This is a genomic window from Xanthomonas sp. BRIP62411 (assembly GCF_003993525.1).
In the GTDB taxonomy this organism is placed as follows: domain Bacteria; phylum Pseudomonadota; class Gammaproteobacteria; order Xanthomonadales; family Xanthomonadaceae; genus Xanthomonas; species Xanthomonas euroxanthea.
The window spans coordinates 127,219-145,313 of sequence record NZ_QEZI01000002.1; the positions used below are offsets into that span (position 1 = coordinate 127,219).

Consider the following 18,095-nt stretch of genomic DNA (forward strand, 5'->3'; position numbering starts at 1 on the left):
GCGGGGCGGCCATGAGCGACATCTCCACGTTTGAATTCACCGACCTGGACGGTCGTACACAGTCGATGCGCGATTACGCCGGCAAGGTGGTGCTGGTGGTCAATGTCGCGTCGAAATGCGGCTTTACCCCGCAATACGCCGGACTGCAGGCGCTATGGCAGCGCTATCGCGACCGTGGGCTGGTGGTGATCGGGTTTCCCTGCGACCAGTTTGGTCACCAGGAGCCGGGCGATGCCGCGCAGATCCGCCAGTTCTGCTCACTCGATTATGCCGTGGATTTTCCGCTGGCCGAGAAGGTTCAGGTCAACGGCAGCGGCGCGCATCCGCTGTGGCGGTGGCTCAAGCACGAACAGCGTGGCGTGTTGGGATCGGAAGCGATCAAGTGGAACTTCACCAAATTCCTGATCGGCCGCGATGGCACGGTGCTGGAGCGTTACGCACCGACCACCAAGCCGGACGCCCTGGCAACGGACATCGAACGCGCACTGGGCATGGCGCTGGAACCGTAGGAGCGCACCCGGGCGCGACGAGGCATTCCCGGTAATGCCTCGTCGCGCCCGGGTGCGCTCCTACGGCAGCGGATTTCGCCAAGGCGTGATGTGAAACGCCGCATTGCGCTGGCGTTTCACGCCGGTCGCATCACTTCTCGACGAAGGCGCGCTCGAACACGTAATGCCCCGGCGTGCCGATGCGTGGCGAGGTCTGGAAGCCACGCGCGTCCAGCAGGGTGCGCAGGTCGGCCAGCATCTGCGGGCTGCCGCAGATCATGAAGCGGTCGTTGGCCGGATCCAGCGGCGGCAAGCCCAGCGTGTGCTGCATGCGGCCATCGGCCATCAGTTCGGTCAGGCGGCCCTGATTGGCGAACGCCTCGCGCGTCACCGCCGGGTAATACAGCAACTTCTCGCGCAGCAGGTCGCCGAGGAATTCGTGCTGCGGCAGCTCGCGCTCGAAGTAGTCGCGGTAGGCCAGATCCTGCACGAAGCGCACGCCCTGGGTCAGGATCACCTTGTCGAAACGCTCGTAGGTTTCCGGATCCTTGATCACCGACAACCACGGCGCCAGGCCGGTGCCGGTGCCCAGCAGGTACAGATTGCGGCCCGGGTGCAGGTCGCTGATCAGCAGCGTGCCGGTGGGCTTCTTGCCGACCAGCACCTTGTCACCGGGCTGGATGTGCTGCAGCCGCGAGGTCAGCGGGCCATCCGGCACCTTGATGCTGAAGAACTCCAGATGTTCTTCCCAATTGGCACTGGCGATCGAGTACGCCCGCAGCAGCGGGCGGGTCTCGGTCTCCAGGCCGATCATCACGAACTGCCCGTTCTCGAAGCGGAAACCGGCATCGCGGGTGGTGGTGAAGCTGAAGTAGGCATCGGTCCAGTGACGGACCTCAAGCACCGTTTCGGCGCCGAAAGCGGAAGACATACCGGTAAGTGTCGTGGGAAGAGTACCGGCCAATTCTACCTCAAGCCGGCCAAATGAGATGAACTCTCATTTGGCTGGGAATGGAGAACCGGGAATCGGGAATGGAGTGCAGCGCCGAAAGATCTGGGCCCCTTCAGGATCGGGAGGTTGAGTGCCTGTCAGCAGCCGCGAAGCCGCCTCTAACGATTCCCCATTCCCGACTCCCCATTCCCAGCCTCACCGATACCCCGCCGCCTGCAACTCGAACAGTTCCGCATAGCGCCCGCCCTGCGCCATCAGTTCGGCGTGGGTGCCGTTGGCCTCGATGCGGCCGGCGGCCAGCACCAGGATGCGGTCGGCCATGCGCACGCTGGAGAAGCGGTGCGAGATCAGCACCGCGGTGCGGTTGTCCGACAGCTCCTTGAAGCGCTGGAACACCTCGAACTCGCTGCGCGCATCCAGTGCGGCGGTGGGTTCGTCCAGGATCATCAGCTGCGCATCGCGCATGTAGGCGCGCGCGATGGCGATCTTCTGCCATTGCCCGCCGGACAGGTCCACGCTGTTCTTGAAACGGCGCCCCACCAGCTGGTCGTAGCCATCGGGCAGGCTGTCGATCAGCTCGCCGGCCATCGCACGCTGCGCAGCGGCGCGGATGCGCGGCGCATCGTCCATCGCATCGACCTGGCCGACGCCGATGTTCTCGCCCACGCTCAGGTGATAGCGCACGAAGTCCTGGAAGATCACGCCCAGGTTGGCGCGCACATCGTCCAGGTCGTAATCGCGCAGGTCCTGGCCATCGAGCAGGATGCGGCCTTCGTCCGGGTCGTACAGCCGCGCCAGCAGCTTGACCAGGGTGGTCTTGCCGGCGCCGTTTTCGCCAACCAGCGCCAGCACTTCGCCGGCACGCAGTTCGAAATCCAGATGCCGCACCGTCCACTGCTCGGCATCCGGGTAGCGGAAGCCCACGTCCTCGAACACGAAGCCCTGGCGTATCGGGCGCGGCACCGGCAGCGCATTCGGGCGCGAGCGGATCTCCGGCACGATGTTGAAGAACGAATACAGATCGTCCAGATACAAGGCCTGGCCGGCGACCTGCGAGAACCCGATCAGCAGGCCTTCCAGCAACTGGCGCAGGCGCAGGAAACTGCCGGCCAGGAAGGTCAGGTCACCGATGCTGAAATCGCCGCGCACCGTGCGCCAGGCGATGTAGCCATAGGCCATGTAGTAGCCCAGCGTGCCCAGTGCAGCCAGCAACGCGCCCCACAACGCACGCTTGCGCGCCAGTGCGCGGTTGGCCTGGAAGAACTTGTCGGCCAGCCGGCGATAGCGCGTGATCAGGAACCGGTGCAGGTTGAGGATCTTGACTTCCTTGGCGGTCTCGACGCTGGCACCGACCTGGCGCAGGTAGTCGAGCTGGCGCCGCTCCGGCGTCCACTGGAAGTTGAGCGAATAGCCCAATGCGTTGAAATGCGCCTCGCCGATGAAGGCCGGGATCAGGGCGATCGCCAGCAGCAGGATCAACCACGGCGCATACACCACCAGGCCCACCGCCAGGCTGACCACGGTGATGGCGTCCTGCACCTGGCCGAACAGCTGGCTCATCAGGTTCATGCGGTTCATGGTCTGGCGCCGCGCGCGATCCAGCTTGTCCTGCCGGTCGGGGTCTTCGAAATCCTCCAGATCCAGCTGTGCGGCGTGTTCCATCAGGCGCACGCTGGCGGCGTTGTTGAACAGTTCCGACAGCAATGCATCGGCATAGCCGACCAGCCGGCCGAGCAGGTCCGACCCGATCGCCAGGGCCAGTTCCAGCGCCAGCAATTCCAGCAGCCGGTTCAGGCGCCCGCTGCCCAGCGCCTGGGCCAGCGAGTCGAAGGCCGGTGGTTGGCCGACCAGGTGGATCGCCTCGTCGATGATCAGTTTGCCGATATACAACGAGGCCACCGGCATCAACGCGCGCAGCACGCGCAGGCCGATGCTGCTGGCGCTCAGCCAGCGGCTGGTCTGCCAGATCTGGCGCAGGAACGGGGGCAGGTTGCGCAGCGCATCCAGGCGCTCGCGCAGGGTGGGGCCGGGACGGGGAACGGTGGGCGCGGTGGCGCCGGAACGGGAAGCTGACATCGCAACAGTGTGCAGCGCTTTGCGTGGGCGCGGGGTGTGGAGCGCAGCAGTGCGCATTGCGGCAGTGGCGCGCGATCGCTGCTGCGGCGCTGGCTGCACGCTTGCACGGCAACGCGATCGGTGTCTGGCGGCGCACCCGTGCCGCGGGCCGACCCTGCGCGATCGATGGCCCGATCAATCGCCTCGATTGACGCAACGCCCGGACGCGCCGGAAGTTTCGACTAAAATGGCCGGATTGCCCCCGCCAGCCGTAGAGCCAGCCGTGACCTCGATCAAGCAGGAAGACCTCATCCAGTCCGTCGCCGACGCGTTGCAGTACATCAGCTACTACCACCCGGTCGATTACATCAGGAACCTGTCCGCTGCCTACGAGCGCGAAGAGTCGCCGGCGGCCAAGGACGCCATCGCGCAGATCCTGATCAACTCGCGCATGTGCGCCGAAGGCCACCGCCCGATCTGCCAGGACACCGGCATCGTCACCGTGTTCCTCGAGATCGGCATGAACGTGCGCTGGGACGACGCCACGATGGGCGTGGAGGACATGGTCAACGAAGGCGTGCGCCGCGCCTACAACCACCCCGACAACAAGCTGCGCGCCAGCGTGCTGGCCGACCCGGCCGGCAAGCGCACCAACACCCGCGACAATACCCCGGCGGTGGTCAACACCAAGATCGTGCCCGGCCACCATGTCGAGGTGATCGTCGCGGCCAAGGGCGGCGGCTCGGAGGCCAAGAGCAAGTTCGCCATGCTCAACCCGTCCGACTCCATCGTCGATTGGGTGCTCAAGACCGTGCCGACCATGGGCGCGGGCTGGTGCCCGCCGGGCATGCTTGGCATCGGCATCGGCGGCACTGCGGAAAAGGCCATGCTGCTGGCCAAGGAAGCGCTGATGGAGCCGATCGACATCGTCGACCTGCAGGCGCGCGGCGCCTCCAACCGCGCCGAGGAACTGCGGCTTGAACTGTACGAAAAGGTCAACGCGCTCGGCATCGGCGCGCAGGGCCTGGGCGGCCTGACCACGGTGCTGGACATCAAGGTCAAGGATTACCCGACCCACGCCGCCAACCTGCCGGTGGCGTTGATCCCCAACTGCGCGGCCACCCGGCACGCGCACTTCACCCTGGACGGCGGCGGCCCGGTGATGCTGGATCCGCCGTCGCTGGAGGACTGGCCCAAGCTCACCTACAACCCGACCAATGCGCGCCGGGTCAACCTGGACACCATCACCCGCGAGGACGTGGCCAGCTTCAAGCCGGGCGAAGTGGTGCTGCTCAACGGCAAGCTGCTGACCGGCCGCGACGCCGCGCACAAGCGCATGATCGACATGCTCAATCGCGGCGAAACCTTGCCGGTCGACTTCACTAACCGCTTCATCTACTACGTCGGCCCGGTCGATCCGGTGCGCGACGAAGTGGTCGGCCCGGCCGGCCCGACCACCGCCACGCGCATGGACAAGTTCACCCGCCAGATGCTCGAGCAGACCGGCCTGCTGGGCATGGTCGGCAAGTCCGAGCGCGGCGATGCCGCCATCGATGCGATCCGCGACAACAAGGCCGTCTACCTGATGGCGGTCGGCGGCTCGGCTTATCTGGTCTCCAAGGCGATCAAGACCGCACGCGTGCTGGCCTTCGAAGATCTGGGCATGGAGGCGATCTACGAATTCGAGGTCAAGGACATGCCGGTGACGGTGGCGGTGGATGCCACCGGCGAGTCGGTGCACAAGACCGGCCCGCGCCAGTGGCAATCGCGCATCGGCAAGATTCCGGTGGTGGTGGAATAAGTAAACCTGGAACGGCGACGCACGTGCACTGCGTCGCCGTTTTCGGTTTGGGCGCTGCGCGTGCCTGCTGTTCGCACGCGGTGCCTGGGTCCTGGAAAAACGCCTGCATGCGTGTCTCACGTCGGTCGCGGACGGCCCGGCAGGAACGGGCTATGCTCGGGGCATACATGCCGGCACCCTCAGGAGAACAGGAATGCTCCGTCTCATCTGCCTCGCCGTCCTGGTGTGCGCCAGCCTGCCGCTGGCAGCGCAACAAAGGACCCCGCCCACCGTGCTGTTTCCGTCCGGCAACTATGCGCCGCAAGCCACCGCACCAGTACCGTTTGCCGAGAAAAAGCCGCTCAAGCCCAGCGACACCGCAACGCGCTTCGACGGCCCCTCGGCGATGGAGCGCTGCATCGCGCAGTGCAACCGCCGCGCCGCGCAGTGCGCCGCCGACCGGCCCAGCGAAAGCAGCTGCCGCATGGCGGTGGCACCACGCGGAAAGAGCTGCGACGCCACCCAGAATCCGGCGCAGCGGGCCAATTGCATGGCCCAGGTGTTCGATTGCACCCAGCAGAGCGATGTCAATCGCTGTGAACCGCACAAGCTCGCCTGCTTGCGTTCCTGTACCAACTAGTCCTGCACCAACTAACGAGGGAGTCTGCATGACCACGACGCTGTACCACGCCCCGAGCACTGCCGCACTGGTCGTGCATTGGCTGCTGATCGAACTCGATGTGCCGCACGTGCTGCATCCGCTGGATTTCGAGCGCGCCGAGCAGAAATCCCCCGCGTATCTCGCACTCAACCCGGCCGGCGTGGTGCCGACGCTGGTGATGGATGGGCAGGTGCTGACCGAAGCGGCGGCCATCGTGCTGCACCTGGCCGACCTGCATCCGCAGGCTGGCTTGGCACCGCCGCCGGGGACGCCGGCACGGGCGGCGTACTACCGGTGGATGTTCTTCTGCGCCAACACCTTGCAGCCGGCCTACCGGGCCTGGTTCTATCCGGACGAGCCGGCCGGCGCCGCGCATGCCGATGCCGTGCAGGCCCAGGCACGCGCCAGGCTCGAAGCGGCCTGGGCCCAGGTCGACGCGCACTTGCAGGCCAATGGTCCCTATCTGCTGGGCCAGACCCTGTCCGCGGCCGATTTCATGCTGACCATGCTGATGCGTTGGTCGCGCAACATGCCCCGGCCCAGCGACACCTGGCCGGCCCTGCAGGCGCATGCGCAGCGAATGAAAGTCCGCCCGGCATTTCAGGAAACCTATCGCCGCGAGGGTCTGACGGACTGGACCTGAACCCGGGGGCGCGGGTTGCGAAATCGTGTCGACATAAGCCCGCGCCGGGCCATGGTGCCGCGCCTGGCCCGGTGTACGATCGCGAGACAACCAGAGAGCAGGGGCTCGTCCATGTCGCATTCCGCATCCCGTCGAAAACTGCTGCAATGCGCCTGTTGTGCGCCGATTGCCGCCGCCGCCGCGTCACTGCCGTTTGCCGCGGGCGCGGCGCCGTCGAAGAAGACCGATCTCAATGCCGAGCAGGCCTTGCAGATCCTGCGTGACGGCAATGCCGCGTTCGTGGAAAACCGCCCCAAAAAGGTCATTTCCGACAGCAAGCGCCGTCTGGAACTGGCGCTGGGGCAGACCCCGTTCGTGATCCTGGTGTCGTGCTCGGATTCGCGGGTGCCGCCGGAGTTGCTGTTCGGGCGTGGCCTGGGCGAGATGTTCATCGTCCGCAATGCCGGCAACACCGTCGACACCACCGCGTTGGGATCGATCGAATACGCGGTCAGCCAGCTCGGCGTGCCGCTGGTGGTGGTGATGGGCCACGAAAGCTGTGGCGCGGTTGCTGCGGCGGTGTCGGTGGTGGAGCAGAACGCCTTCTTCCCCGGTGCGATCGGCGCGATGATCGAGCCCATCGTCCCGGCGGTACTGACCGCCAAGAGAAAGGGCGGCGGCGACCTGCTGGCGGCCTCGGTCAAGGCCAACGTCAAGCGCACCGTGGACCGCCTGCGGGGCGCGTCCGAACCGGCGCTGCTCGAACCGCTGCGTGCAGGCAATGTCCGCGTGGTCGGTGCGTACTACACCTTGAAAGATGGCAAGGTCGATTTCTTCGACGTCTGATCGCCGCCAACACCGCGTCATCCAGCAAAGCCGTTTCATGTACATGGCGCAGGATGGTCTGCTGCGCTGTTGTCTACCCGCAATCGCATAAGTAAAAAGCCGGCATGCGCGCATGCCGGCTTTTCAATGAGGCTGGACGTTGCTCACTGCAGCAACGCGACCTGCTTAGAACCACTCCAGCAACGACACGCCCAGGCCGATGTAGGTGGCCTTGTGGTTGTAGTCGATCAGGCTTTCGCCGTAGCCGTCGAACACCTGCACGTGACCGCGCAGCAGGTTGGTGATCGGGAAGCCGTAATCCAGCTGCACCGAGCCGTGCGAGCGGTCGCCGCCGCGCAGCGAATGCCGCGCGATCAACGCCACTTCGTGCCCGTCCTTGTTGTAGACCAGTGTGGCATCGCCACGGCCCATGTAATCCTCGATATCGGGATTGTTGTCATCGGCACGGTCTTCCTTGATGCGGAACCACGGGCGCAACGTCAGCGCCCAGTTCTCGCGATCCAGGCCGATGTTGAGGATGACCCGGTTCCAGGAGCGCGACAACGGATCTTCGCGGCCATTGGACATGTGGTTGATGCTGATGCCGCTCATGCGGCCCTTCCAGCCGAACAGGCTGTAGTTGTTGCGGAACACCAGCATCGCTTCCGGCTCGTAATTGGTTTCGCGGAACGGGCGCGAGGCATCGCTGTTGTAGGCCTGCCAGCGCGAGCTCTGGGTGTAGCCCATCCAGATGTCGCCGTTGTCGCCGAACAGATCCTCGACCACCTTGGTCTTGAAGCTGAGCTGGAACTTCAGTTCGGTGCTGTCCAGTTGCTGCGGGGTGGACACCGAGTTGGCCGGATTCGGCGACTGCGGGGTGCGGTTGGAATCGCTGGTCCAGAACGCCGGCAACAGGTAGACCGGCTTGTAACCGCGCAGCTGGAAGGTGCCCAGCTTGGAATCCTTGGCCAGCTCCCAGCGGCGATCCAGCAACGAGCCGCGGCCGGCATTGGCAACTGCCTCGGCCTTGGGCTGGTCCTGGCCATCGGCGCGGAAGAAATCGCCAACGCGGCTGATGGCGCGCTCATCCTGCGGCTTGGACTCCTTCTGCTTGGCGATCTGCGCGGCGGCGTCGGCCTCGGCGGTCAATTGCGGCGTGTAGCCCAGCGCCTGGTCGTAACAGGCCAGCCGCGCCGCATCCGAGGTGACGGAGGTGCAGGCCTGCGGCGAAGCCGGAGTGGGGGCGATTTCCTGGGCGTGCGCCAGCGGCGCGGCCACCAGGGCGATCAGCATCAGGGGACGGGTGCGGTGCTTGGACATGGGCAGTCTGGCCGAAAAAGGCGCCAGGCAGGCGCGTCAGATGCGAAGCTTAACGGTCGCGCCTGCATACGCGATGTGTACACGGTGGCATAACATCCTGGCGGTGCTGCAATTGAAGGACGTCGGCAGCCGACGAACGCTTGCGCCGTCCTCGTCAGGACGAGCCTGCACGCAAACAAGTGCTCGTTGTCGGGCCGTCGCGAGCCGCTAGAAGAACCAGGCGATGGCGAACACGCCCAGCATGCACAGGCCGAGCGCCAGCTTGGTCGCGGTGCCGAACACGATGCCCAGCCAGGTGCCGATGCCGACCTTGGTGGCCTGGTCGGACCTGCGGGTCTGCCAGTATTCGCCGAGCCACGCGCCGGCGAACGGGCCGACGAACAGGCCGATCGGCATGAAGAAGATGCCGGCGACCGAGCCGATCACCGATCCCCACAGTGCCGCCTTGCTGGCACCCACCCGCTGGGCGCCGTACACCGTGGCGAGGAAGTCGATCGCAAACGACAACGCCGTCATCAGGCCCAGGATCACCAGCGCCACCCAGCCGACATGGGCGAAGCCATCGGCCCAGGCGGCCACCAGCAGTCCTGCGAACACCAGCGGCAGGCCCGGGAGCGCCGGCAGGACGACCCCGGCAAGGCCGATCAGTACCAGCACGCCAGCCAGGATGTAGTAGACGACGGTCGTATCCATGAGGTTCAAAAATGTCCCGTTTCAGGCTTGACAAAATTGTGCAAGACCTGCTTGAAAATTCGTTTTGTGCGGGTTAAGTTGCCAGCGCTGCTGTTTGCAACGGTCACCGTGAATCGTGGCCTGATGCGGTAGATCGTTCGATCCGCTACATCCTTGTACCTCGCTTCCTCCTTGCAATCACAGCCACCACCGTCAGTCCATCACAGTGTCGTAGGGAGTCAGTCGAGATGTCCAATATCGAACGCGAGAATGGTGTCGTGAAGTGGTTCAACGATGCCAAGGGCTTTGGCTTCATCAGTCGCGAAAACGGCGAGGACGTCTTCGTCCATTTCCGTGCGATCCAGATCCAGGGCTTCAAAAGCCTCAAGGAAGGCCAGAAGGTCAGCTTCACCGTCGTGCAGGGACAGAAGGGCCTGCAGGCCGACGCGGTGCAGGTGGTCTGAGCGAAGCGCGACACGCCAGGCCATCGTGCAGACAGCAGAAAGGCCCGTTGCCGGGCCTTTCTGTCGTCTCGCCAACGCTGGCGAATCGAATGTAGCGAGCAGTCGTCAGGCAGGTGCGGAGCAATCGCATTGCACGCGTGGTCCATGCCGGTTCCGGCGGCCAACCGCGCCCACCTGACGATGAGCGCCGTCGTTGTGCTGGCGCTCCGGCTGCCTGCGTCGATCAGCGCAGCACGACCTTGCCGTTGACCACACGCACATAGGCGTTTTCGCGCACGCCGGCCAGATCGCGCTGGTTCACCACGATGACGCGGCCATCGTCCATGCGCACCTGCACATCGAAGCTCTCGCTGGTGACGTTGTTCTGGATCGCATTGCCCGCCACCGCGCCGGCGGCGGCACCGGCCACGGCCGAGACGTTCTTGTTGCCCTTGCTGCCGCCGGTCTCCTTGGAGATCTGGCGCCCGGCCACCGCGCCGACGATGCCGCCGAGCACCGCGCCGGTGCCGGTGGGAGCGCTGCGGGTCGGGCCGACTTCATCGATGCGGGTCACGATGCCGCAATCCACACAGCGTGCCTGCGGCTGCGAGTAGCCCTGGTCGTAGCCGCGGTCGCCGCGGTAGCTGCCGTACTGGGGCTGGGAGGTGGCACAGCCAACCAGCGTCGCGGTTGCAGCCAGGCCAATGACGAGCAGTCGGGTCTTCATGAGGTCTCTCCGGGGTGGTTCGAAAAAGCGGTCAGGGCCGCGGCGACGTCATCCTGTGTTGGTCTGGGTGAACGGTCTGCCAACTGCATCACTCCAGGCTTAACGAACCCGAGCGTCCAGTTCACCATCGCGGCAATGCGTATCTCCTGGGCGCGCGCTGGCGGGTCAGCGGACGTCGCGATGACAGGCCTCGCAGGCGTCATTGATCTGTGTCCTGACTGCGGCAAGCGCGGCGCAATCGGCTGGGGGCGTGCGCCGTGCCTGGTCCAGGACGGTGCGCAGGGCGCTGGCATGCGCTCCGAAGCGCCGGTCTTCGCCGATGTCCGGAAACGCCGGTTCCACTTCGTCGGCAAGCAGGCGCAGCGATTGCAGCCGCGCTCGCTGGCGTGTGGCATCGCAACTGGCATTGGCGTCGGATTGCAAGGCGCGCAGCTGGTAAGCCATCACCTGCATCAGGCTGTCCGGCACCGGATTGCGTGTGGCCTGCAGCACGCGCGCCACCATCACCGTGCCGACCAGCCCGATCAGGATGCCCAGCACCAGCAGGAACGCATAGCGGGAGGCGCGCGATTGTTCGGTGGGTGGGGCGGGCATGGACGGAACTCCGGTGGACGCGGACATCAATATGTCGATGGGCGCGCGCTGAGCGGCGCGCGTAAAATAGACATATGAAAGCACAATGGCGTGAACGCTTTGCCGGTATCGACCGGCTGTACGGAGTCGGCACGGTGGAGCGCCTGGCCGCCTGCCGCGTGGCGGTGGTCGGGATGGGGGGCGTGGGTTCCTGGGTGGTCGAGGCGCTGGCGCGCACCGGCGTCGGGCATATCCGCCTGATTGATGCTGACGACCTGTGCGTGTCCAACACCAACCGGCAACTGCCGGCGTTGGCAGGGCAGTACGGACGCAACAAGGCGCGCGCGATGGCCGAGCGCTGCCTGGCGATCAATCCGGAGATCCATGCCGATGCGGTGGAGGCGTTTCTCACCGCCGGCAATATCGAACAGCTGCTCGGCGATGACTTTGATCTGGTGATCGATGCCTGCGACAGCTTCCGGGTGAAGGTGGAAACCATCGCCTGGTGCCGCCGACGCAAGCTGCCCTTGCTGACGGTGGGCGCCGCTGGCGGGCGCACCGATCCCACCCTGGTGCGTGTACGCGATGTCTCGCGCACCGAGCACGACGCGATGCTGGCGCTGATCCGCAAGAAGCTGCGCAGCGAGTTCAACTTCCCCAAGAATCCGCAGCGCTATTTCGGCGTGCCGGCGGTGTACTCGCTGGAGAACGTCAAATATCCGCAGGCCGATGGCAGCGTCTGTGGCATCCGCCCGCAGCTGGATGCCGACGCCACGCTCAAGCTGGATTGCGGCGCCGGGCTGGGCGCGGCCACGCATATCACCGGCACCTTTGCGTTTGTCGCGGTGGGCAAGGCCCTGGAGATGTTGCTCAAGCCGAAGCGGGCCACCACCGCGTCGCCGGCGGCCGAGGCCGCTGCAAGCTGATGACGTCACCCGCGCTGCGTCACCTCGCCTGCAGCGCGCACCGGTATCAGCCCGGCAATCCGAACAACCGCCGCGCGTTGGCGGTGGTCTGCGCGGCGATGCGCTCGGCCGGCTCGTCGCGTAGCTGCGCGATGCAGTCCAGTACCGTGCGCAGGTAGGCCGGCTCGTTGCGTTGTCCGCGGATGCTGGCGTCGGGCTGATCCGGCGCATCGGTTTCCAGCAGCAGCCACTCCAGCGGCATCGTCGCGGCCAGGCCGCGCAGGCGGTTGGCGCGCGGGTAGGTCACCGGGCCGCCCAGGCCGATCAGGAAGTCCAGCTTCCACAATTGCCGTGCCTGTTCGGGGCTGCCGGCGAAGCTGTGCACCACACCGCGCAGGCCGCCCACGGCCTTGATGCGGGCGATGACCTCTTCGGTGGCGCGCCGCGCATGCACGATCAGCGGCAGCTCGAAGCGCCTGGCCAGCTGCAGTTGTCCGTCGAAATAAGCGCGCTGCGCCTGCGCGTCCAGCCCGTCCAGATAGAAATCCAGCCCGCACTCGCCGATGGCGCACGGGCGCTCTCGCTCGATCCATTCGGCCAGCAGTTCCAGATGATCGGGACGATGCTGCTCGAGAAAGATCGGGTGCAGCCCGTAGGCCGGGTGCAAGCCGGGGGCCTGGGTGCAGACGCTGCGCAGCTGCGGCCAGCTGGCGGCGGTGACCGCCGGGATCACCTGCTGCACGACACCGGCCGCCTGCGCGCGCGCGATCACCGCGGCGCGGTCGTGCTCGAACTCGCCGGCATCCAGGTGGCAATGGCTATCGACCAGCTGCATCAATCGCGGCGCACCGGCGCGGGCAGCGGCGCCTTGCGCGTCTTCCAGTTGGCCAGCAGCAGAGTGGTCAGGCCGAACAGCAGCTCGTCCAGGAACGGGATCGGGTCCGGGAGCACCAGGTCGACCAGAAACAGCGCCGCAGCCAGCTTGAACAAGGTGGGGTAGCGCAGCTTGCTGGCCCAGTCCAGGGCGCGCGAGGTGATGGGGTTGCGCATGCGAATGCTCCGGCTGTTAGAAGCGCATGAAGTAACCGCTAGCTGAACTTAACTGCGGCGTTCATGAGCGAGGGCGTTTTTGTTCAGGGTTCACGTGCTGGAATCACGCCGTCAACAACGCGGCGTGTCCGCACGGAGCTGGATCATGAAGAGCAATACGACAACTATACTGGTCGCTGCTGGTGCGTTGCTGGTCGGAGGCGTGGCCACTGCTGCCTTTATGAACAATCGCCCGTCATCCGGCGATTTCGTCGCCAACGGCGAGCCGGCACCGCGTGGTCTGGAATACGCCGACGTGGTCAAGGTGGCACCGATCACCGAGCGCGAGCCGCAGTACGCGCAGGTCGTCAACAGCGCGGCCATCCGCGAAACCACCACCAGCTCCTCGCCGCGTGAAGTCTGCCGCGACGTGGTGGTGCAGGAACGTCTGCCCGAGCGCGATGGCAATGTCGGCGGCACGGTCGCCGGTGCGGTGATCGGCGGCCTGCTCGGCAACCAGGTCGGCGGCGGCAACGGCCGCAAGCTGGCCACGGTGGCCGGTGCGGTCGGTGGCGGCATGGTCGGTAACCGTGTGGACCGCAACCATGTCGGTGGCCGCGTGGTGGACCGCACCGAGCGCCAGTGCCATACCGAAAACGCCAATTCGCAGTCCTCGCGGGTGGTGGGCTACGACGTGACCTACCGCAATGCCGACGGCACCACCGGCACCATGCGCATGGACAGCAAGCCGGGCGAGCGCATCTCGCTGGGCGATGCCGACAACGTGGTGGCCTACGACGTGACCTACCGTTACGACGGTTTCGAAAAGACCGTACGCATGAACGACAAGCCGGCCAGCGACCGCCTGCCGGTGGTCGATGGTCAGCTGGTGACCCAGACCGCCTCGACGGCCGGTGACCGCGGCGTCCGTGTGGATGCGGGCAGCACGCGCCAGTAAATCGCTGGCAGCCACCCACCCGGGATCGCTGCAGTAGCAAGAAAGGAGCCGGCATTGCCGGCTCTTTTCGTTTCCAGGCGCCAGCGGTGCATTCCATGCGCTGCACGGGCGCCGCCATGTCCGGCCGGCAACTGGCTGATAATCGTCGCTTCTCCTGCAGTGGAAGCCGACATGCCGGTACGCCCCGATGACCTGTTCGATGTACGCGCGCTGCTGACCGATGAAGAGCGGGCAGTGCAGGATGCGGTGGCGCGCTTCACCGACACGCGGGTGCTGCCGGCGATCGGCGACGCCTTCGATGCAGGGCGCTTCCCGCGCGAATGGGTGCCGGAACTAGCGGAGCTCGGCCTGCTGGGTGCCAGCCTGCCGGTACGCGATGGCGGCGCGGGCCTGGGCGCGGTGGCGTACGGATTGATCTGCCAGGAACTGGAGCGCGGCGACAGCGGCCTGCGCAGTTTCGTCAGCGTGCAGTCCTCGCTGTGCATGTACCCGATCCATGCCTACGGCAGCGACGAACAGCGCCAGCGCTGGTTACCGGAGATGGCAGCGGGGCGTCTGATCGGCTGTTTCGGGTTGAGCGAAGCCCAGGGTGGCTCGGACCCGGCCGCGATGACCACGCGCGCGGTACGGCAGGGCGATGGCTGGCGCTTGAACGGGTCCAAGATGTGGATCACCAACGGCAGCATCGCCGGCATTGCGATCATCTGGGCGCATACCGATGACGGGGTGTGCGGCTTTCTGGTGGAGACCGGCTGCGCCGGCTTCCGTGCGCAGGACATCGGGCACAAGATGAGCCTGCGCGCGTCGGTGACCTCGGGCCTGTTCCTGGACGATGTCTATGTGCCCGAGCAAATGCGGTTGCCGAACGCGGCCGGTCTGAAGGCGCCGTTGAATTGCCTCAATCAGGCGCGCTACGGCATTGCCTGGGGTGCGATCGGTGCGGCGGTGGCCTGCCTGCGCGAGGCGCTGGCCTACAGCGGGCAGCGCATCCTGTTCGGCCGGCCACTGGCGGCCACGCAGAGCGCGCAGATCAAGCTGGCCGACATGGCCCGGCGGATTTCCACTGCGCAGCTGCTGGCGCTGCAGCTCGGACGCCTGAAGGAAGCCGGCCAGCTGCGGCCCGAACAGATCTCGCTGGCAAAATGGAATAATTGCCGCATGGCCCTGGACGTGGCGCGCGAGTGCCGCGATCTGCTCGGCGCGGCCGGCATCACCACCGAGCATGTGGCGATCCGGCATGCGCTGAACCTGGAATCGGTGATCACCTACGAGGGCACCGAGACCGTGCATCAGTTGGTGGTCGGGCGTGCGTTGACGGGACTCAATGCGTTTTGACGAGGAGTGGGTGGGTGTTGATCGACAAGGATGGAAGGCGGCGCCTGCGTGGCGTGTCCTGGATGCTCTGCGTGCTGGCGGTGGTTGCGAGCGCGATCGCACCGGCACAGGCCAGCGAGGCGCCGCGCATGGCGCCGCCACCGGCCTGGGTCATCGCCGATGCGGTGCCCGACAAGGTGCCCGGTGCCAGCGGGCTGCGCTATGAGCTGGTATCCGATCAGGTCGATCTGACCGGCGCGGCGCCGCAGGCCTATCGCCGCCTCAGTTACACCGTGCAGCGTGCGAAGAGCCTGGACGAAGCCGGGCAGATCTCCATCGATTACCAGCCGCAATACCAGCAGCTGGCGCTCAACAGCCTGGAGGTCTGGCGCGACGGCAGGCGCATCGACATGCGCACACAGGCGCACTACGCCAGGTTGCGCCGCGAAAGCGGACTGGAAGAGGGCCTGATCGATGGCGCGCTGACGCTGTCGATCACCTTGCCGGACCTGCGCGTGGGCGACCGGGTCGACTATGGGGTGACCATCACTGGCAGCAATCCGGTGTTCGGCAAGGGTTATTACGACGTGTTCGATGCGCGCTACGGCGTATCGCTGGGCGAGCGCCGGGTGCGCGTGCGGTATCCCGCCGGGATGGGATTGCAGTGGCGGGTGAGCGCGCCAGGCTTCAGCCGCAACGTCAGCCGCGCCGGCGACGTGGCGACGCTGGACATTGCAGCGCACGACCTGCCCGCGGTGCAGGAGGAAAAAGACGCCCCGGAGGATGTCGATCCGTATGGCCTGATCGAAGTCTCCACGGCCGGCAACTGGGAAACGGTGGCGGTGTGGGCAGCGCAGCTGTATCCGCGCGCGTTCAAGGACGCACGCGCCGCCGAGGGCATGGTGCAGAGCCTGCAGCTGCGCAGCGACGACCCGCAGGGCGCACTGCTGCGTGCAGTGGCCTTCGTGCAGGGCGAAATCCGCTACGTCGGCCTGGACATGGGCGAGAACTCGCACGCGCCGCATACGCCGGAGGTGACGCTGCGCAACCGCTATGGCGACTGCAAGGACAAGGCCACGCTGCTGATTGCGCTGCTGCAGCTGGCCAGCATCCGCGCCGAGCCGGTGCTGGTCAGCAGCGACAAGGGCCAGGGACTGGATCTGCGCTTGCCCAGTCCGTATGCCTTCGATCATGTGGTGGTACGCGCGCACCTGCCGCAGGGCGAGGTATGGGTGGATGCCACGCGCGATCGCGAAGAGGGCCCGCTTGCGCAACGGCTGCCGTTGCCGTTCGTGCGTGGCCTGCCGGTGATGGCCGGCCAGCGCGACCTGGTGGCGGTGCCATCGCCGATGCCGACGCTGCCGCAGATCGAGGTGGACGAGGAGATCGCGGTGTCGCTGCGCAAGCCGCAGCGCGTGGCGACCTTCAGCGTGGACACGACGTACCGGCAGGGGCGCGGCGAGCGCGTGGCGACCAGCTTCGACGACAACGGTGCGCAGACGGTTGGCGAACACTATCTGGAATTCATGCAGCAGTACTACACCGCGCTGACCCAGGTCGGCGTGCCGACCATCGACGCGACCGATCGACTGAACGTACGCACGCACGAGGCCTATCGCCTGGAGTGGCCGGCCGACGAGGGCGACGAAGTCGGCTTCCCGCTGTTCCAGCTCGGTGAATGGATGGACACTTTGCCCGCCGCGGCGCGCAAGAGCCCGCTGGCACTGGACGGCCCGCGGCGGGCGCGGCAGACCGTGCGGGTGCGGGTCGATCCGGCGGTGCAGGTGGAGGCCGATACGCAGGTGGTCGCCAACCCCTGGTTCCGCTTCTCGCGCACGGTCTCCATGCACCAGGGACGCATCGTCATCGTCGGCGAGTGGCAGCGCTTGTCCGACCGCATCCCCGCCAGCGGCGTGAAGCGTGCGGCCGCCGACATGGAGCGTGCCCGCGACCTGCTGTACTTCAATCACGATCTCAAGCCGTACCCGCGCAGACAGCCGCTGGAGATGCACGTCTTCGTCTATCCGCTGGCCGGGCTGCTGGCGCTGGTCGTGTTGGTGCTGGCATGCCTGGCCTGGTGGCGCGGCGGTGGCCTGGGCGGGATGCTGTTCGATCCGCACACCGTTGCGCAGCGCTTGCACGCGCAGCCCGGTGCGCGCTGGAGCGCGTGGTGTGTATTCGGCCTGGTCGTCGTGCTCTCGAGCTGGATGTGGGTGTCTCCGCGGCCGCTGTGGGTGCACGCCATCGCCGTGGTGATCATGCTGGCCATCGCGCTGGTGGGCTGCGTGCTGCTGCAGCGGATATTGCGCTGGATGGGCGGTGTCGCACAGGTCGGTGCGTTGCTGCCGGCGCTGCTGGGCAGCGCATTGCCATGGCTGGTCTGCCTGCTGGCGGCGCTGGCTGCGCTCGGCGGCGATAGCGTCCTGTTCGGCACCGGCGTGCATGATCCAGCCAGGCTGGCGCAGTTGGCCATGGCGGTGCTGCTGATGCTGCTGGGCGGGCTGTGGTGGTCGATCGCGGCGGTCCAGGCGGTCGGCGGTGCGACCGGCGGTACACGGGCGCGTGCCTTTGGTGCGCTGGCATTGACGTTGTCGGTGCTGGGCATGCTGATTGCCGTGCTGGGGGTGCCGGTGGCGCTGGTGGCGATGCGCTGAGGCGCGCCGCCCGCGGCGCACGCAGCCGCGGCCACGCCTTGCGGCAGAATCGGCGCAGGGCTTTGCAAAGACTCCCGGGGCTGTGACACTGCCAGCCCCTCGTTGCTGCCGCGGAGC

Annotated in this window: 18 protein-coding genes; 10 read left to right on the forward strand and 8 right to left on the reverse strand. The window is 66.4% G+C overall.

Translation table 11 applies throughout. The annotated features are described in order from the left end of the window. Nucleotides 1-11 precede the first annotated feature (11 nt). Nucleotides 12-509 (forward strand): glutathione peroxidase, encoded by a 498-nt coding sequence (locus EO139_RS00820; RefSeq protein ID WP_126969009.1) that lies wholly within the window; start codon nucleotides 12-14, stop codon nucleotides 507-509. A 130-nt stretch (nucleotides 510-639) separates the two neighbouring features. On the opposite strand, the gene EO139_RS00825 is transcribed toward EO139_RS00820, so the two are convergent. After that, a complete protein-coding gene (locus tag EO139_RS00825; RefSeq protein ID WP_104645084.1) occupies nucleotides 640-1,419 on the reverse strand; it encodes a ferredoxin--NADP reductase in 780 nt (259 codons plus the stop codon). A 216-nt stretch (nucleotides 1,420-1,635) separates the two neighbouring features. Continuing rightward, nucleotides 1,636-3,516 (reverse strand): ABC transporter ATP-binding protein, encoded by a 1,881-nt coding sequence (locus EO139_RS00830; RefSeq protein WP_104648554.1) that lies wholly within the window; start codon nucleotides 3,514-3,516, stop codon nucleotides 1,636-1,638. 262 nt (nucleotides 3,517-3,778) lie between these two features. Between EO139_RS00830 and EO139_RS00835 the strand changes: the two genes are divergently transcribed. The 4 genes from EO139_RS00835 (at nucleotide 3,779) to EO139_RS00850 (ending at nucleotide 7,404) form a co-directional block, all read left to right on the forward strand. Then, nucleotides 3,779-5,296 (forward strand): fumarate hydratase, encoded by a 1,518-nt coding sequence (locus EO139_RS00835; RefSeq protein ID WP_164739661.1) that lies wholly within the window; start codon nucleotides 3,779-3,781, stop codon nucleotides 5,294-5,296. 193 nt (nucleotides 5,297-5,489) lie between these two features. Next, nucleotides 5,490-5,915, forward strand: a complete 426-nt coding sequence (locus tag EO139_RS00840) for a hypothetical protein (protein WP_164739662.1) — start codon at nucleotides 5,490-5,492, stop codon at nucleotides 5,913-5,915. A 28-nt stretch (nucleotides 5,916-5,943) separates the two neighbouring features. Next, nucleotides 5,944-6,579, forward strand: coding sequence for a glutathione S-transferase family protein (locus EO139_RS00845; RefSeq protein ID WP_104583361.1), 636 nt, complete (start codon nucleotides 5,944-5,946; stop codon nucleotides 6,577-6,579). A 186-nt stretch (nucleotides 6,580-6,765) separates the two neighbouring features. Beyond that, a complete protein-coding gene (locus tag EO139_RS00850) occupies nucleotides 6,766-7,404 on the forward strand; it encodes a carbonic anhydrase (RefSeq protein WP_206515103.1) in 639 nt (212 codons plus the stop codon). A 165-nt stretch (nucleotides 7,405-7,569) separates the two neighbouring features. On the opposite strand, the gene EO139_RS00855 is transcribed toward EO139_RS00850, so the two are convergent. Together EO139_RS00855 and EO139_RS00860 are read right to left on the reverse strand one after the other, a co-directional pair. Further along, on the reverse strand, nucleotides 7,570-8,703 hold the full coding sequence (locus EO139_RS00855) for a phospholipase A (protein ID WP_119129040.1): 1,134 nt from the start codon (nucleotides 8,701-8,703) through the stop codon (nucleotides 7,570-7,572). Nucleotides 8,704-8,910: 207 nt separating this feature from the next. Continuing rightward, a complete protein-coding gene (locus EO139_RS00860; protein WP_104583359.1) occupies nucleotides 8,911-9,396 on the reverse strand; it encodes a DUF456 domain-containing protein in 486 nt (161 codons plus the stop codon). A 227-nt stretch (nucleotides 9,397-9,623) separates the two neighbouring features. Here EO139_RS00860 and EO139_RS00865 point away from each other — a divergent pair, with 227 nt between their 5' ends. Beyond that, nucleotides 9,624-9,839, forward strand: coding sequence for a cold-shock protein (locus EO139_RS00865; protein ID WP_003483561.1), 216 nt, complete (start codon nucleotides 9,624-9,626; stop codon nucleotides 9,837-9,839). 223 nt (nucleotides 9,840-10,062) lie between these two features. Here the strand turns inward: EO139_RS00865 and EO139_RS00870 are convergent, their stop codons facing one another. Together EO139_RS00870 and EO139_RS00875 are read right to left on the reverse strand one after the other, a co-directional pair. Further along, nucleotides 10,063-10,545, reverse strand: coding sequence for a glycine zipper 2TM domain-containing protein (locus tag EO139_RS00870; protein ID WP_104583358.1), 483 nt, complete (start codon nucleotides 10,543-10,545; stop codon nucleotides 10,063-10,065). A gap of 165 nt (nucleotides 10,546-10,710) precedes the next feature. Further along, the gene (locus tag EO139_RS00875) at nucleotides 10,711-11,139 is read right to left on the reverse strand and encodes a hypothetical protein (RefSeq protein ID WP_126969011.1); all 429 of its coding nucleotides are present in this window, start codon (nucleotides 11,137-11,139) and stop codon (nucleotides 10,711-10,713) included. A 74-nt stretch (nucleotides 11,140-11,213) separates the two neighbouring features. Between EO139_RS00875 and EO139_RS00880 the strand changes: the two genes are divergently transcribed. Continuing rightward, nucleotides 11,214-12,044: a tRNA threonylcarbamoyladenosine dehydratase gene (locus EO139_RS00880; RefSeq protein WP_126969012.1), complete on the forward strand. Its 831-nt coding sequence runs from the start codon at nucleotides 11,214-11,216 to the stop codon at nucleotides 12,042-12,044. A 46-nt stretch (nucleotides 12,045-12,090) separates the two neighbouring features. Here the strand turns inward: EO139_RS00880 and EO139_RS00885 are convergent, their stop codons facing one another. Then, nucleotides 12,091-12,858 carry a TatD family hydrolase gene (locus EO139_RS00885; RefSeq protein WP_126969013.1) on the reverse strand — a complete coding sequence of 256 codons (768 nt, stop codon included), beginning with the start codon at nucleotides 12,856-12,858 and terminating at the stop codon, nucleotides 12,091-12,093. Beyond that, a complete protein-coding gene (locus EO139_RS00890) occupies nucleotides 12,858-13,073 on the reverse strand; it encodes a DUF6116 family protein (RefSeq protein ID WP_023903489.1) in 216 nt (71 codons plus the stop codon). The genes EO139_RS00885 and EO139_RS00890 overlap by 1 nt, the downstream gene beginning before the upstream one ends. A 145-nt stretch (nucleotides 13,074-13,218) precedes the next feature. Between EO139_RS00890 and EO139_RS00895 the strand changes: the two genes are divergently transcribed. The 3 genes from EO139_RS00895 (at nucleotide 13,219) to EO139_RS00905 (ending at nucleotide 17,978) form a co-directional block, all read left to right on the forward strand. Further along, a complete protein-coding gene (locus tag EO139_RS00895; protein WP_006451921.1) occupies nucleotides 13,219-14,010 on the forward strand; it encodes a glycine zipper 2TM domain-containing protein in 792 nt (263 codons plus the stop codon). 159 nt (nucleotides 14,011-14,169) lie between these two features. Then, nucleotides 14,170-15,345 (forward strand): acyl-CoA dehydrogenase family protein, encoded by a 1,176-nt coding sequence (locus EO139_RS00900; RefSeq protein WP_181901154.1) that lies wholly within the window; start codon nucleotides 14,170-14,172, stop codon nucleotides 15,343-15,345. A gap of 62 nt (nucleotides 15,346-15,407) precedes the next feature. After that, nucleotides 15,408-17,978, forward strand: coding sequence for a DUF3857 domain-containing protein (locus EO139_RS00905; protein WP_126969095.1), 2,571 nt, complete (start codon nucleotides 15,408-15,410; stop codon nucleotides 17,976-17,978). Nucleotides 17,979-18,095: the final 117 nt, after the last annotated feature.

What these genes read in the sequence shown, in the direction of transcription:
- EO139_RS00895 (WP_006451921.1), top strand. Translation starts at nt 13,219, where the DNA reads ATGAAGAGCAATACGACAACTATACTGGTCGCTGCTGGTGCGTTGCTG.
- EO139_RS00885 (WP_126969013.1), bottom strand. Translation starts at nt 12,858, where the DNA reads ATGCAGCTGGTCGATAGCCATTGCCACCTGGATGCCGGCGAGTTCGAG.
- EO139_RS00855 (WP_119129040.1), bottom strand. Translation starts at nt 8,703, where the DNA reads ATGTCCAAGCACCGCACCCGTCCCCTGATGCTGATCGCCCTGGTGGCC.
- EO139_RS00870 (WP_104583358.1), bottom strand. Translation starts at nt 10,545, where the DNA reads ATGAAGACCCGACTGCTCGTCATTGGCCTGGCTGCAACCGCGACGCTG.
- EO139_RS00875 (WP_126969011.1), bottom strand. Translation starts at nt 11,139, where the DNA reads ATGCCCGCCCCACCCACCGAACAATCGCGCGCCTCCCGCTATGCGTTC.
- EO139_RS00845 (WP_104583361.1), top strand. Translation starts at nt 5,944, where the DNA reads ATGACCACGACGCTGTACCACGCCCCGAGCACTGCCGCACTGGTCGTG.
- EO139_RS00865 (WP_003483561.1), top strand. Translation starts at nt 9,624, where the DNA reads ATGTCCAATATCGAACGCGAGAATGGTGTCGTGAAGTGGTTCAACGAT.
- EO139_RS00830 (WP_104648554.1), bottom strand. Translation starts at nt 3,516, where the DNA reads ATGTCAGCTTCCCGTTCCGGCGCCACCGCGCCCACCGTTCCCCGTCCC.
- EO139_RS00880 (WP_126969012.1), top strand. Translation starts at nt 11,214, where the DNA reads ATGAAAGCACAATGGCGTGAACGCTTTGCCGGTATCGACCGGCTGTAC.
- EO139_RS00890 (WP_023903489.1), bottom strand. Translation starts at nt 13,073, where the DNA reads ATGCGCAACCCCATCACCTCGCGCGCCCTGGACTGGGCCAGCAAGCTG.
- EO139_RS00840 (WP_164739662.1), top strand. Translation starts at nt 5,490, where the DNA reads ATGCTCCGTCTCATCTGCCTCGCCGTCCTGGTGTGCGCCAGCCTGCCG.
- EO139_RS00905 (WP_126969095.1), top strand. Translation starts at nt 15,408, where the DNA reads ATGCTCTGCGTGCTGGCGGTGGTTGCGAGCGCGATCGCACCGGCACAG.
- EO139_RS00825 (WP_104645084.1), bottom strand. Translation starts at nt 1,419, where the DNA reads ATGTCTTCCGCTTTCGGCGCCGAAACGGTGCTTGAGGTCCGTCACTGG.
- EO139_RS00820 (WP_126969009.1), top strand. Translation starts at nt 12, where the DNA reads ATGAGCGACATCTCCACGTTTGAATTCACCGACCTGGACGGTCGTACA.
- EO139_RS00860 (WP_104583359.1), bottom strand. Translation starts at nt 9,396, where the DNA reads ATGGATACGACCGTCGTCTACTACATCCTGGCTGGCGTGCTGGTACTG.